The sequence below is a fragment of the Paenibacillus sp. FSL F4-0243 genome (assembly GCF_037963295.1).
Lineage (GTDB): Bacteria > Bacillota > Bacilli > Paenibacillales > Paenibacillaceae > Paenibacillus_AQ.
The window spans coordinates 5986717-6001628 of the sequence record NZ_CP150151.1 but is presented as its reverse complement, the minus strand read 5'-3'; the positions used below and the strand labels follow the sequence as shown (position 1 = coordinate 6001628).

Below are 14912 nucleotides of genomic sequence, written 5' to 3'. Positions count from 1 at the left end.
CAGATTAAATGATTATTCTTCTTCAGCCTCTGATTTGCTTGTATTCTTGCGGATGGACCATATTGGAAGACGCAAGAAGGTGTCTTTCAAGTTTTGAATATTTACCGGGCTTAGAGGCGTAAGGTAAGGTTGTCCAAAAGATTCAAGCTTACACAAATGTACAAAAATAAGTGTCAACCCAAATGATATGCCAATATATCCGAACAAAGAGGCAGCAACCATAAGTGGAAACCGCATAAATCGGATCGCGGAGCTCATCTCGTTGGAAGGGATAAGAAAGGATGATATGGCAGTCAATGCAACAACGATGATCATTGCGTAGGAGACCAATCCAGCTTTAACAATGGCATCCCCGATGACCAAACCACCTACAATCCCAATGGTTTGACCTACACGGCTGGGCAGACGGAGCCCTGCCTCCCGGAGCAGTTCAAATATGAGTTCAAGCAGCATCGCTTCTACCAATGGGGGGAATGGGATCCGGGTCAGTGAACCTTGAATTGTGAAGAACAATTGCAAGGGAAGGACGCTGGAGTGAAAAGAAACGGTGGCAATATAGAGCGCGGGCAGTTGGAATGCTGTTACAAAACCAATCAGACGGATAAAACGGACAAAGGAAGCAATCAGCCATCGATTGCTATAATCATCCGGCGTCTGATAGAAGGTGAAGAAGCTGGCAGGTACAATCAGAGCTGTGGGATCTCCATCCAGCAGGATTGTGACGTATCCTTTCAGCAAGTAGAAGGAGGTATGGTCTGGGCGCTCAGTATTGATATGTTGTGGAAATATAGAGTACGAATTATCCTCCGTTAATTCCTGAATAAAGCCGGTGGAGAGCACCGAATCAAGAGTGATTTTTTTTATTCTAGATTCTACTTTTTTTACTAATTCAGGTTTGGCAAGGTTCTCCATATAGATTAAAGCTACCTTTTTGGGAGCGATTTTCCCAAGGGTGAAGTAGCGAACAGTAAGGTTTGGAGTGGTGATTTGTTTACGGATCAGGTATAAGTTAACCGTCATATCTTCAATAAAACCGTTATGCGGCCCCCGAATAACTGCTTCATTCAGAGGTTCGGTTATAGTTCGTTCATGTTTGGCAGGAGTAGAGAGGATATAAAATTCAGATATTCCTTCAACAAAGTAGAGGCAGCCTCCGTTAATAAGTCCCTGAATGCCTTTATTTAGTGCTGTTTCCACACCGAAGCTGAGCGTTGTAAATAGTTTGGAAAGCTCTTTGTTTTTGCTATTGTGAAAAGGAGCAATCACATTCTGCTCAACCAGTTCCATGTCTGCCATGGACTCTAGATAAAAGAGAATTCCTTCAGTTCCGTTAAAGGATATTCTTCTTTTTTTGAGATCATTTGAATAGAACAAGGCTGCTTCGATGAAATCGGCGTTTTGATCTACAGTAGTGAATGAGATCTGTGTTTGGTCAGTCATTAAGGGCGCTCGACTTTCGAGTTATTTTTCTTTAACGTTCCCGAATGATTTGCAGAATATTCCTGAATGAAAGTAACTAATTGGTATAGGCGTTTGTCTGCACAGCTTGGGAAACAAAACGATTCACTTATATTAATGGATAAAGTGACAAACACTTCGTCAATATAGATAGTTTTATAAGATGAAGTATAATTAGTAATAAGAAATATTAATTGAAATTTGCGAAATCCCGAGAGTATTTGTCAGTAATCTGATAGCATCCTTTTTAGGAATATGCTAAAATGACATAACGTCGTTTTCTCGACGCTGAGAATGTCAATAAACTATATTACATACAGAAAGATGAGGAGCCATGGCTGAAAATCAAACCCTTGATGCACTGCACACACCCGGTGCTGTCTTTTTTATCTTTGGGGCAACCGGAGATTTAGCCCGGCGTAAGCTTTTCCCGGCGATTTACAGCTTGTACCGTGAAGGTAAGCTGGCACATGATTTTGCGGTAATTGGCGTGGCGCGGCGCCCGCGTACTCAGGAAGAATTTAGAAGTGATGTGAAGGAATCCATCCTTGAATTCTGCCGTTATAAAGCGGGAGAAGAGAATGAATGGAATGAGTTTGTACAGCATTTTGAATACAAATCTCTGGACATCAACGATATTGATGGCTTCCGTGAATTAAGAGCTCAAACAGAAGCTCTTGAAGAGAAGTTTAGAATTCCGGGCAATCGGATGTTCTATCTTGCGCTGGCACCTGAATTGTTCGGCAGTGTCTCGTTCAACCTTAAGGCTGGCGGCATGCTGGATAGCACAGGTTGGAATCGCCTCGTCATCGAGAAGCCTTTTGGATATAATCTGGAGTCAGCTGAGCAGCTGAACGAGCAGATCCGTGAGGTATTCAAGGAAGAGGAGATCTACCGGATCGATCATTATCTTGGTAAAGAAATGGTTCAGAATATCGAAGTCATTCGTTTTGCCAATGCTTTTTTCGAACCGCTTTGGAATAATAAGCATATTGCCAATATTCAAATTACACTTGGCGAAACCGTAGGTGTTGAAGAGCGTGGTGGTTATTATGACCATGCTGGAGCGTTACGGGATATGGGCCAGAATCATATATTGCAACTGCTGACTATGATTGCAATGGAACCACCAAGCCGTCTGCTTGCAGAAGATATTCGTGACGAGAAGGTGAAGGTACTTCGTTCACTTCGTCCTTATGGTACATCTGACGAGGTTCGTGAGAACGTCGTGAGAGCACAGTATATTCAAGGCTTGCATAATGGAAAGACCCTTCCTGCTTATCGTCAGGAAGATAAGGTTGATCCTGAATCGAGTACTGAGACGTATTTTGCTGCACGTGTGTTTGTAGATAACTTCCGCTGGGCCGGAGTTCCTTTCTATATTCGTACAGGTAAACGTCTACCGGTGAAGACAACGGAAGTGGTAGTTGAGTTCAAGGGAATGCCAACCAATGTTTATTTGGGACAAAAGCATACGCTGGAGCCTAACCTGCTTGTTATCCGTGTGAACCCTATGGAAGGCATTTATGTAAAGATTAATGCCAAGAAGCCGGGTTCCGAGTCTGAAATTCAACCACTAGCTATGGACTTCTGTCAGAGCTGCTTGGTTGGAATCAATTCCCCGGAAGCTTACGAGCGCTTGCTGCATGACGCGGCACGTGGAGATTCCACTTATTTCACTCGTTGGGATGAGGTATCGTCGGCATGGTCGTTCGTGGATCGTATTGCGAAGGCTTGGAAAGAAGAGTCGAGTGATCTATCTGCTTATCCTGCTGGCACTTGGGGTCCGGTTGAAGCGGATCAATTGCTTGCTCAGGATGGCTTCCATTGGTGGCCGGTTAATGGTCAGGAAGAAGATAATGTAGTATGGCTGAAGAATAACTAAACTTTGCGTTAATGCTATCTCCCTGCAGAGGATGCAGGGAGATTTTTTGTAATGCTGAGATTAGAGAACACTCAGCCTCCCCAGGTCGCTTTGGCCAACAAGGTCACTCAGCCTCTTCAAGGCCACTCTGGCTCCAAATGCCGCTCGGGCGACAGGAGCATTTTTAAATAACTGCACTTTGTACAATTAAAATCACATATTGGGTGGAAATTAGTCTTTTAAGTGTATTCTCTGCAACTATTTTCTCCGCATAAGGCCGAATAGCTAGCACATTGAATTTTTAATTGCATCAAATACAACTAAAGGCGATTGGAAATGCTAATACTTCTTATAAGTGTAGGAAATACAACTATTTTACTATAAGAGACTGCGGAGAAATGTGAAACGAAATCAAGGGAGGGGCCTATATTCAACGGGGGGCCATGGGGAGCCCTGTTTTCAATTAACACACACCTCTTTGGGACGACCGAACGGACCTTATCCTTCAAAATGCATGTTTTAGTCGAGCTTACGGACAAATGTATGCGGAAAACCGAATATAATGTGCCGCCAGTAACGTAAACGAGCCAAATGTATGCGAAAAACCGAATACAATGTGCCGCCAGTAACGTAAACGAGCTAGCGCTGTTATCTGCCCTGAATCACCCGGGAATGGGCTTGTTATTAGGGAATAAGTGCAATAAGGACGCAGTCAGGCGTTTTTCTTCTTGAACTATGGGAACTGGTGAACATAATATAGACTTGATTTGGGAGATATTTTGCTGCAAAAGCTTTTTAGTAGATAATGTCTGCCGGATTTTGATATACTTTAGAGGATGCTTTCACTTGAAGCGGACTGGAGCTAGACCTAAGATAGCTATTCATTCAGAAATGAAGGGGTATGAACGATGAGCAGAGCACCGATTTGAAGATAACCCCAGTGTAATTGAAGCAGAAGCAGGAATTTTATATATGAAGGGATATGTGTAATGAACAAAGCAATAGATCAGAAGCTGCAAAAGGAAGTGGACAGACGCAGAACCTTTGCGATCATTTCCCACCCGGATGCGGGTAAAACAACTTTAACGGAAAAACTACTGTTATTCGGTGGTGCTATCCGTCTGGCGGGAACGGTTAAGGCCCGTAAGGCGAACAAGCATGCAACGAGTGACTGGATGGAAATTGAAAAGCAACGGGGGATTTCTGTTACTTCCTCTGTGATGCAGTTTGATTATTTGAATCACCGCGTGAATATTTTGGATACACCGGGTCACCAAGACTTTAGTGAGGACACCTACCGTACACTAACAGCAGCGGATAGTGCGGTCATGCTTATCGACGTGGCAAAAGGTGTGGAAACCCAAACGACCAAGCTGTTTCAGGTATGTGCTAAACGTGGGATTCCGATTTTTACTTTTATCAATAAGCTGGACCGTGAAGGACGCAGTCCGTTTGATCTAATGGAAGAGCTGGAGCAGGTACTGGGTATTCGCTCTGTGCCTATGAACTGGCCGATTGGTAGTGGACGTGAGCTATGCGGCGTATATGACCGGATGAAGAATCAGGTGGAGCTGTTCCAAGGTGACGATCACTCCGTAATCAAGGTGCAAAAGGTTGACGGATATCGTGATCCAATCATTCGTGAAATGGCTGGGGAATATCTGCATGATCAACTGTGTCAGGATCTAGAGCTGCTGGATGTAGCAGGCGATGCTTTTGACTATGAAAAAGTACTAAGTGGTGAACTCACACCTGTGTTCTTTGGTAGTGCAATCAACAATTTCGGCGTACAGACTTTCCTCGATAATTTCTTGGATCTGGCACCGAAGCCTGAACCACGCCGTAGTACTACAGGTTTGGTAGAACCAATGAACGAGAAGTTTACTGGCTATGTGTTCAAAATCCAAGCCAATATGAACCCGGCTCACCGTGACCGGATTGCTTTTCTACGTATTGTGTCCGGGAAGTTCGAACGAGGTATGAGCGTGAAGCATGTACGTGCGGGTAAGGACATTAAGCTGGCCCAGCCGCAACAATTCTTAGCGCAAGACCGTGATATCGTAGAGGAAGCTTATCCGGGAGATATTATCGGGTTGTTTGATCCAGGTATTTTTAGAATTGGAGATACACTGAGTCAGGCCGGAGATTTGGAATTCGATGAGCTGCCAACATTCTCACCAGAGATTTTTGCTAAAGTGAGTATTAAAAATGCTTTGAAATCGAAGCAGTTCCAAAAGGGTGTCGATCAGCTGACTGAAGAGGGTATGATTCAAGTATTCCGTACGGTTAACTTTGACGATATTCTGCTCGGTGTAGTTGGACAACTGCAGTTTGAAGTGTTCGAGTACCGCATGAAGGGTGAATATGGTGTGGATGTTCAGTTGCAGCGTATGCCATACCAGTTCGCGCGTTGGATCGTAGATGAGGCTAAACCGGATGCGAGTAAGTTCCGTATTAACTCTACGCTCGTTACAGATAAGAAGGGCAATTTTGTCGTATTGTTCGAGAATGAATATGCTATGCGGACAGCGATGGATAAGAACCCGACAGCTACGTTCCTAGAGATGGCTCCAAAAGCATTGCTATAGTAAGGAAGCTACAACTTTCTGATTGTTAATAAAAACCTCCGCCTTCAGCGTGCAACTGCACAATGGGAAAGCGGAGGTTTTTGACTAGTTGCGGCTACCTATGACGTGATATTCCCGGGAGTAATCGTCTCCAGGTGATCATGCAGCATAGAAACCAAATTGTCTTGCTTAGCGGTGTCTAAGTCCTTCCATATCATTTCAAACACGGCGCCAAGTCCCGGGAGTGCTGCTTCCGGTCCGTCTACCGAGCCTTCGATCATATGCCGCAAATCTTCTTCAGATTGACCATGCACTTTATGAATAATCGCCTGGCGTAAGTCAATAGTAACCGACATAAAGTACCTCCTTTTTGAAATATAGTGATATTCACTTCGTTTTAATGTACCCTGTATAGGTGCTGGAAATTCAAGTTTTTGTTTGTGTATGCTATACTGTTTTAGATATAGAAATGCTACGGGAGGTACATAAGACATGGCCAAAAAACAATATGCCATCATTGGCATGGGGCGTTTCGGATCCAGTGTTGCGAGAGCACTCAGCGGTATGGGGTTTGACGTACTTGCGATTGATGCGGACGAGCAGCGGACACAGGAGATTTCAAATATAGTAACACACGCCGTATCTGCAGATTCAACGGATGAAGAAGCGCTGCGCGCACTTGGTATTCGCAATTTTGATGTGGTGGTTGTGGCTATTGGAGAGGACATCCAAGCAAGCATTCTTACAACTTTAATCCTGAAGGACCTTGGTGTACCAGCAATTATCGCAAAAGCAAAAAGTGAGCTGCACGGCAAAGTATTAGGGAAAATCGGTGCAGACAAGGTGATTTATCCTGAACGGGATATGGGAATGCGGGTTGCGCATCATTTGGCTTCGCCTAATATATTAGATTATATCGAGCTGTCGCCTGACTATAGTATTTTGGACATGAAGGTATCCGGATCGATGATCGGGAAAAATCTACAAGAGCTCGATATCCGTGCAAAATATGGATGTAACGTAATGGCTATTCGCCAAGGTGAAGAGATGAACATCTCCCCTCGCGCAGAGGATCGCTTGATCGATGGGGATATCCTTGTAATCGTTGGGCATAAAGATAACCTGACGAAGCTGGAGATCGCGTATCAGTAGGTGAGTGTCCTGATAGAGTACGTTATTCCGAGGAAAGTTGGACTTCCGGTCGCTGTTGTCTCCAGATTTTTTGATTTGAACCGCTTGCTGCGGATAAAATCCCGAGACAAAGGCGAGCGCTACGCTCCTACAGTTCCAAATTTCCTCTCCATAACGTAATCATCAGGTTTATATGGGATTAGAAATGAAGAAGAATAAAGATAAAGAGCAAAAAATATAAGAGCAAGAATAACTGGCAAGGCATAAGAAAGGAAGACTTTATGGAAATCATGTCTCCGCAAAATACGCGGGTTAAAGAGTGGGCCGGGCTGCAAGAAAAAAAGCACCGTGACAAGGCTCGTAAATATATCGTAGAAGGCGTTCATCTGGTACAGGAAGCGCTGCTGGCTGAAGCAGATGTGGAATGCCTTGCTTATGACCTGGACAAGGGAATGCCCGCTGAACTGAAGGGGCTTCTTCAGTCCGTTCAGGGCATGGATGTGATCGGCGTAACAGCGGCGATCATCTCGAAATGCAGCAGCACTAATACACCGCAGCCGGTGTTCGCCATCGTGCGGAAGGAACAGCAGGCGGTAGAGGCTATCCTAGCGAAGAAGGACAGCCTGGTAGTTGTCCTGGACGGTGTCCAGGACCCCGGTAATGTCGGCACCATCATCCGCAGCGCGGATGCAGCGGGAGCAGACGGAGTGATCCTCGGCCAAGGCTGTGCCGACCTCTACAATCCGAAGACCATTCGTTCCACGATGGGCTCGATGTTTCATCTCCCGGTGGTGGAGGGAGATTTAAGTGAGATTTTGCCACAGGCCCGAGAACGCGGGGCGTTGTTGGTGAGTACTTCGCTGCAGGGAGAAGAATCTTGCTATCAGCATGATTTTCACGGCAGTCAGTGGTTGCTGATTGGCAGTGAGGGCAAAGGCATTTCGCCGGAAACTGCGCGACTCGTGGATAAGAGTATCATCATCCCGATGGCAGGCCGCGCTGAATCACTAAATGCGGCGATGGCGGCGACGATTTTGCTGTTTGAGGGAATGAGACAGCGAGAGGCATAAGCTGCTTATAAAAAAGGAACGGACGATAAAAAACTGCAAGCTCATGATTGAGTTGCAGTTTTTTTGTCGTTTTTAAGAAGCCTGCTCAAACTGGCTATTGTAGAGCTCTGCATAGAATCCGTTCTGAGCCAGCAATTCTGCGTGGCTGCCGCTTTCCAAGATATCGCCGTCCTTCAGGACCAGAATCACATCAGCATTCTTAATCGTTGAGAGCCGGTGTGCGATAACGAAAGAGGTTCTGCCTTCCATAAGCTTATCCATTGCCTGCTGAATCAGCAGCTCTGTACGGGTATCCACTGAGCTTGTAGCTTCATCAAGAATGAGCATCGGCGCATCTTTCAGCATCGCGCGAGCGATGGTCAGCTGCTGCTTTTGTCCGGCGGACAGATTAACTTTATCGTTCAGTACGGTGTTGTATCCGTCACTTAAGGATTTAATGAAGCGGTGCAGGCCAACGGACTTGCAAGCCTCTATAAGCTTCTCGTCTGTAATGTTCTGCTGATTGTAAATCAGGTTCTCTTTGATGGTACCCTCAAACAGCCAGGTATCCTGCAGGACCATACAGAACAGATCATGAATGTTCTCTCTCGTAAGGCTGCTGATCGGCGTATCATCGATGTAGATTTCTCCACCCGTTAATTCGTTGAACCGGATGAGCAGATTGACCAACGTAGTTTTGCCTGCGCCGGTAGGACCAACGATCGCCACTTTTTGCCCAGGTTTTACATCTGTCGAAAAGTTATTGATAATCAGTTTTTCTGAAGTCTCATACGCAAATTGTACTTGGTCAAATTTCACTTTACCTTTAGCAGTTGGCAGTGTGTTCTCTTTGTGACTCTCGTCTTCCATTTCCTCAGCCTCCAGAAATTCGAACACGCGTCCGCCAGCTGCAGATGCAGCTTGCAGGCTCTGCGCGGCCTGGGCAATCTGAGACAACGGCTGGGTAAAGTAACGTACATACATAATGAAGGCGACGATAACCCCAAATGAAATCGTACCGTTCATGGCGAGTACACCTCCAACGATACAGACGGCAACGAATCCAAGATTACCAATAAAGCCCATCAGGGGTGGCATCAGCCCAGAGAGGAATTGTGCTTTGAAGGCGCTGTTCTTCAGTCCCTGATTTAATTCCTGGAAGGTAGTGCGCATCTGCGCTTCGCCATTATACGCTTTAACTACATTATGTCCTGTGTACACTTCTTCGACATGACCGTTGATTTTACCTAAATACTCCTGCTGGCTAGAAAAATATTTCTGCGATTTCTTCATAATGACCACCATAAGGCCAAAGCCGATGATCGTTGCCACGATAGCGGTAAGGGTCATAATTACATTGGTCTTCAGCATCATGACGATCGAACCGACGAACATAGCTAAGGCGGTTACGACATTACCAATACTCTGATTCATCGATTGCCCGATGGTATCTACATCATTCGTTACCCGGGATAAAATATCACCTGTGGCCGATTTATTATAGTAGGAGATTGGAAGTTTGTTCATTTTATGAGCCAGATCAGTTCTTAATTTCTTCGAGACCTTCTGGGTAATAATCGACATGATCAAGCCTTGCGAGAGTGACAACAACGCACCGACGCCGTAAATTATGACGAGGGTAATGCCAATGGTAGTAATGCCGTCCATATCGATGCTGCCGGCAAGACCAGCTGTAATTTTGTCGGTGATCTCGGAGAGTTTGTCCGGGCCGAATAACGTGAGCACCGTTCCAGCTGCCGCGCAGATTAGCGCAATCACAATAACCGGAACATATTTACGGCAGTAGCGGAGCAGCTTGCTCCATGTATTCTGGCCTTTATTTTTGGTTTTCATTATGCAAGCTCCTCCTTCGTAAGCTGAGAATAAGCAATTTCCTGATAGACGTCGCAGGACTGCATTAGTTCGTCATGGGTTCCCATACCTGCGATTCGTCCGGCTTCCAGCACAATGATCTTGTCGGCATCTTTAATCGTACCAATACGCTGTGCAACGATCAGCATCGTTGAATCATGCGCGTCTTTCTTAAGCTCACTGCGCAGTTTGCGGTCAGTCTTATAGTCAAGCGCGGAGAAAGAATCGTCAAAGATTAATATTTCTGGACGCCGGGCAATCGCTCTGGCAATCGACAGCCGCTGTTTTTGCCCGCCAGACAGATTCGTACCGCCTTGGGCGATATGGGCATCATAGTTCCCCTCTAGCTTTTCTACAAATTCAGAGGATTGGGAAGTGTACACCGCATCTACAATATCTGAACTGAGGACCTGACCGGATCCGTTCTCACCAAATGCAATATTGGAGGACACTGTTCCGCCAAATAGAACAGCCTTCTGAGAGACATAGCCCATTTTATTCCGCAGCGCTTGCTGGTCGTATTTCTTGACATTAATACCATTTACCAGCACTTCGCCTTCTGTAGCATCATAGAAACGGGGAATGAGGTTAACAAGTGTACTTTTCCCGCAGCCTGTAGATCCGATAAAAGCAACCGTCTCCCCCTGCTTCGCCGTGAAGCTGATGTTCTCCAACACATATTCCTCTGCATCTGGATATTTGAAGCTAACCCCCTTGAATTCAATCTCATCTTCTCTCTTCACAGGGAATTGAGTTACTGATCCATTCTTCAAGCTAGGTACTGTGTCTAGCACTTCATTGATACGTTTAGCCGATACTTGAGCACGGGGCAGTAGAATAAAGATCATAATCAGCATCATAAAGGCCATAACCACTTGCATGGCATAAGATGAGAATACGATCATATCTGAGAACAAGCCCATCTTGGCAGTACCCTCAGCTGCTTGAATGAGCACTGCACCCACCCAATAGATGGAGAGACTGAGTCCACTCATAATCAAAGTAATACTCGGCATCAATAGGGTCATCACATTGTTGGCAAATAGGTTGGTACTGGTAAGCTCGTTGTTAGCTACAGCGAACTTCTGTTCTTGATATTCCTCGGCATTATACGCCCGGATGACACGAAGACCGTTAAGATTCTCTCTGGATACACGATTCAGATTATCTGTAAGCAGCTGCAGCTTTTTAAATTTCGGCAGGACGAGCACGATACAGACTGCGACAATAACTACTAGCAATGCGACCGCGGCACCTGTCGTAAGAGTCCACTCCCAGCTTTTGCCCGAAATCTTGAGTATCGCCCACACTGCGAGGATGGGTGCTTTCACAAGTAGCTGTAAGCCGATCACAATCAGCATTTGTACTTGCGTGATGTCATTCGTGGAACGGGTAATTAGACTGGCTGTTGAGAAGTTACTGATCTCCTCCATCGAAAAGGATTGTACCTTATCGAACAATTTGGAACGCAATCTTGCAGACAAATCGGCTGCTATTCTTGCAGCAATGCCCGCTACAACAACCGAGGTCGCCAGACTGCCAAGAGCACAGAGTAGCATCCAACCGCCTGCGAAAAGGATTTCATTCATTTCGCTTCCTGGTGTCTGGATCAGCCGGGTAATATCACTCATGTAGTCAGGCAGTTCTAAATCCAGCCAGACTTGAGCGATAATGAACATGAGACTGATACCGAATAAGAACCATTCTTTGGGTTCCAGATTCTTGAGTAATTTCAACATAAGAATGACTCCTTTGCATTATCGTTGCTATGATCTTAACGGAGAATGATAAACTGAAAGTTAACTTTTGCTATGAAAAGAAAGAAGAGACCGTCCCTTAAGCCATAGAATGACTGCTTGGGGTGGTCTCTTCTGTTTGAGCAGATATACGTGAACACATTAGCATTTTATAAAAAATACACATAATCTATGGATTCTTCAATAAAGTCTGCGCCAGTTTCACTTTTCCTTTTTTGATACATTGTGAATCCAACACTTTCGTACATCCGTTAAGCAGGGTTTAAATCGTCATTCGTGGTTACAATAATTTTTGTTACATCATTCTATTCAAGGAGAATTCCCCGGTTAAAGCCGCTCAGTTTTTTGAATTGTACACTCATTTACTGGTAACCCCCAATTCTTTATTTACCTTTTTAAAATCGGGGAGCAGCACGGTAAAAGTGGTTCCTTGCATTGGAACACTGTCGCAGGTGACGGTTCCGCCGTGCAGCTCAATGATTTTTCGGACAATCGTAAGCCCCAGGCCATTACCGGCAGTAGAGTGAGAGGTATCTTGCTGATAGAACTTGTCGAAGACCTTGGGAAGTGCACTTGGACTGATGCCTGCTCCATTATCACGGAACGTAATTTCAACCTGATCTTTCAACTGCCTCATAGTAACTTCGATTTCGCCGTGCTCGGGAGTGAATTTAATCGCATTGTCCAATAAATTCAGCCAGACCTGGTTCAGCATCTCTTTATTCCCAGGTACCATATAGTCCTGTACGTTTGCTTTGAAGGAAATATGCTTTTTCGTAAGTTTAGTATGCAGTAGCAGGACACATTGGCGAATTTGTTCTCCGACATTGAAGGGCTGCCGGTCGGTTAATATGGCCTGTGCTTCCACTTTGGAGAGGTTCAATACATTGGAGGCCAGTGTAGCCAGGCGGGTAGATTCCTCGATAACAATATCCAGATATTCATTCCGTTCATCCTTATTCAGCTCGTCATCCTTCAGGATTTCAGCGAACCCTTTAATCGACACAATCGGAGTACGGAATTCATGGGAGAAATTGTTTACAAAGTCTGTTCGCAGAATTTCAATGCCACCCAGTTCCTCGGCCATCCGGTTAATATTCTCGGAAAGAATCTTGAATTCCGGAGGGTGCTTGAGCTGCAGCCGCATGGAGAAATCGCCTCCGGCCAGTTGGTCAATGGCATCAATAAATGTGCGGATTGATTTCAGCATTCTGCGACTGGTAATTACTGATGTGACGGTGCCGATAATAATGCAGGCGATCAGTATAATCAAGGTGAGAATTTTTTTGTCCTGAAGAATCCGCTCATCAAGTAGGCCGAAGGCCAAGGACAAGTAGGTCAGAATTCCGGTGATTAACACTGTAATGAGGAAAATAATGAATACAGCAAGCGAGAAGTAGATTGGCAGACTGATTTTGCTGCTTAGCTTTTTGATCATTTTCTCACCGCCTTGTATCCGAGACCGCGGACGGACACAAGTTCAAATTCCGGATAGTTTTCAAACCGTTTCCGCAAGCGGTTGATATGTACATTAACCGTAGTGTCCGTAGTCTCGCTGTCCATCCCCCAGATTTCGTCCATCAGCTGGATTCGAGTGAAAATGCGCTCCGGATAGGATAAAAGCTTATAAAGGAGATGGAATTCCTTCTGGGGAAGTGTCTGTTTTTCATTGTCTCGAGTTACTGTTAACGTATCGAAATCAAGAATAATTTTACCGACTACAAGCTTACGGGCGCTTACAATCTGCGAGCGGCGCAGAAGGGCTTGTATTCTCAACAGCATTTCTTCTGTATCTACAGGTTTGGTCATATAATCGTCGGTTCCGAGGCGAAAGCCTTTTTTCTTATCTTCTGGAAGCTGTTTGGCCGTGGCCATGAGGATCGGGATCATGTTGTTCGCATTCCTTAGCTCCTCGGCAAATTCATAACCATCCATCCCCGGCATCATGATATCGAGAATAATTAGATCAATATGCTGGATTTCAAGAACTTCCAGTGCCTGGATTCCATTCTCGGCGGTTAATACTTCATAACCTTCCCGTTTCAGGACAGCGTTCATCAGCTTTCTGACATGCTTATCGTCTTCCACAACGAGGATCTTAATCATGGTTTCACTCCAATAGGTTCTGGTTTTGACCGCTTGTTCCCATAATTCTAATTGATAAAAGTGCTAAAGACAAAATCCTTAGCGGTTGGGCAAACTAGTTGTCTCCCGTTGAATTAGTTGAAACGACAGCGGCTGCAGCTCCATGTCCCTACCAAGCAGCGCTGGAGCCAACAGAAGAAAAGCATTCTCCGCTTGTCCCGCAATCGGATTCAGAATGGTCGTGATTCCAAGAGTTCGCGACAGCTCTGAATTATCAAAACCAACGATGGCGAGATCCCCGGGTACGTCCAATTTGTGTCTGCGTGCTTCGTTGAGAATACCCGCTGCCACCAAATCATTGGAGCACAGAATCGCATCTGGCCGGTCTGTTTCATCCATAAGGGAGCGCAGCAACTGCTCTCCGTCGTGGATACTGTAAATCGTAGAGTAATACCATTTCTCCATAACGGGCAGATTATATTTGGTCATGATTTGCTCATAGGCCAGGCGTCTGCTGTGGGTATTGATGCTGCTAGGACGGCCGAAAGCATTAGCGATGCGCTTATACCCTCGCTCTATCAGATGCTCCAGAGCAAGTGCATATCCATCATACTGGTTCATGGCAACGGACGGTATTTCAGGATGGTCCATACGCTGCCAGGATACGATTGGCCCGTATTTGCAGTAGGAAGAGATAACATTCTGTGCGTTGACGGAGGTCAGGATGAGCAGGGCGTCGACTCGTTTCATTTTGAGATCCTCAAAGGCCTGAAGCTCCTTCTGCTTATCCCCGCCGGTAGTATAAATAATCGTCTGATAACCATAATGATCGGAGATTTCGACGAAGCTGTTCATAAAGCTCAGAATAAGCTCGTTTAGGTCCATGGTGATCATGCCGATTTGCTGCGTTTGACCTTTGGATAAAGAAATGGCATTGCGGTTAGGGACATAGTCCGTCTCCTTCATGATGGCGAGAATTTTCTCACGAGTCTCCTTACTAACATGGGGCGATTCGTTTAGGACGCGGGATACCGTGGCTTTGGAAAAGCCTGACAGTTTAGCGATTTCGTCAAGAGTGGACATCGGCTTGTTCTCCTTCGCATGATTAGTACTTGACATGTAACGCGTT

Annotated in this window: 11 protein-coding genes; 4 read left to right on the top strand and 7 right to left on the bottom strand. The window is 45.4% G+C overall.

All coding sequences use genetic code 11. From position 1 onward, the window contains the following. Window positions 1-12: 12 nt before the first annotated feature. Window positions 13-1440 (bottom strand): spore germination protein, encoded by a 1428-nt coding sequence (locus tag NSS87_RS26530; RefSeq protein WP_339243476.1) that lies wholly within the window; start codon window positions 1438-1440, stop codon window positions 13-15. 352 nt (window positions 1441-1792) lie between these two features. Between NSS87_RS26530 and zwf the strand changes: the two genes are divergently transcribed. Together zwf and NSS87_RS26520 are read left to right on the top strand one after the other, a co-directional pair. After that, window positions 1793-3343: a glucose-6-phosphate dehydrogenase gene (gene zwf / locus NSS87_RS26525; protein WP_042191750.1), complete on the top strand. Its 1551-nt coding sequence runs from the start codon at window positions 1793-1795 to the stop codon at window positions 3341-3343. Between the two features lie 968 nt (window positions 3344-4311). Continuing rightward, window positions 4312-5910 (top strand): peptide chain release factor 3, encoded by a 1599-nt coding sequence (locus NSS87_RS26520; RefSeq protein ID WP_042191749.1) that lies wholly within the window; start codon window positions 4312-4314, stop codon window positions 5908-5910. A 98-nt stretch (window positions 5911-6008) separates the two neighbouring features. Here the strand turns inward: NSS87_RS26520 and NSS87_RS26515 are convergent, their stop codons facing one another. Beyond that, window positions 6009-6245 (bottom strand): small acid-soluble spore protein SspI, encoded by a 237-nt coding sequence (locus tag NSS87_RS26515; protein ID WP_042191747.1) that lies wholly within the window; start codon window positions 6243-6245, stop codon window positions 6009-6011. 136 nt (window positions 6246-6381) lie between these two features. Between NSS87_RS26515 and NSS87_RS26510 the strand changes: the two genes are divergently transcribed. Next, window positions 6382-7041 (top strand): TrkA family potassium uptake protein, encoded by a 660-nt coding sequence (locus NSS87_RS26510; protein WP_042191745.1) that lies wholly within the window; start codon window positions 6382-6384, stop codon window positions 7039-7041. A 260-nt stretch (window positions 7042-7301) separates the two neighbouring features. Beyond that, the gene (locus NSS87_RS26505) at window positions 7302-8090 is read left to right on the top strand and encodes an RNA methyltransferase (RefSeq protein ID WP_042194519.1); all 789 of its coding nucleotides are present in this window, start codon (window positions 7302-7304) and stop codon (window positions 8088-8090) included. A gap of 72 nt (window positions 8091-8162) precedes the next feature. On the opposite strand, the gene NSS87_RS26500 is transcribed toward NSS87_RS26505, so the two are convergent. From NSS87_RS26500 to NSS87_RS26480, 5 genes are all read right to left on the bottom strand, one after another. After that, window positions 8163-9923 carry an ABC transporter ATP-binding protein gene (locus tag NSS87_RS26500; protein WP_339243475.1) on the bottom strand — a complete coding sequence of 587 codons (1761 nt, stop codon included), beginning with the start codon at window positions 9921-9923 and terminating at the stop codon, window positions 8163-8165. Beyond that, window positions 9923-11680, bottom strand: a complete 1758-nt coding sequence (locus NSS87_RS26495; RefSeq protein ID WP_339243474.1) for an ABC transporter ATP-binding protein — start codon at window positions 11678-11680, stop codon at window positions 9923-9925. The genes NSS87_RS26500 and NSS87_RS26495 overlap by 1 nt, the downstream gene beginning before the upstream one ends. Window positions 11681-12056: 376 nt before the next feature. Continuing rightward, window positions 12057-13136 carry a HAMP domain-containing sensor histidine kinase gene (locus NSS87_RS26490; RefSeq protein ID WP_339243473.1) on the bottom strand — a complete coding sequence of 360 codons (1080 nt, stop codon included), beginning with the start codon at window positions 13134-13136 and terminating at the stop codon, window positions 12057-12059. Beyond that, window positions 13133-13804, bottom strand: a complete 672-nt coding sequence (locus tag NSS87_RS26485; RefSeq protein WP_042191734.1) for a response regulator transcription factor — start codon at window positions 13802-13804, stop codon at window positions 13133-13135. Before NSS87_RS26485 ends, NSS87_RS26490 begins: the two co-directional genes overlap by 4 nt. A gap of 78 nt (window positions 13805-13882) precedes the next feature. Continuing rightward, window positions 13883-14866 carry a LacI family DNA-binding transcriptional regulator gene (locus NSS87_RS26480; protein WP_042191732.1) on the bottom strand — a complete coding sequence of 328 codons (984 nt, stop codon included), beginning with the start codon at window positions 14864-14866 and terminating at the stop codon, window positions 13883-13885. Between the last annotated feature and the right edge of the window lie 46 nt (window positions 14867-14912).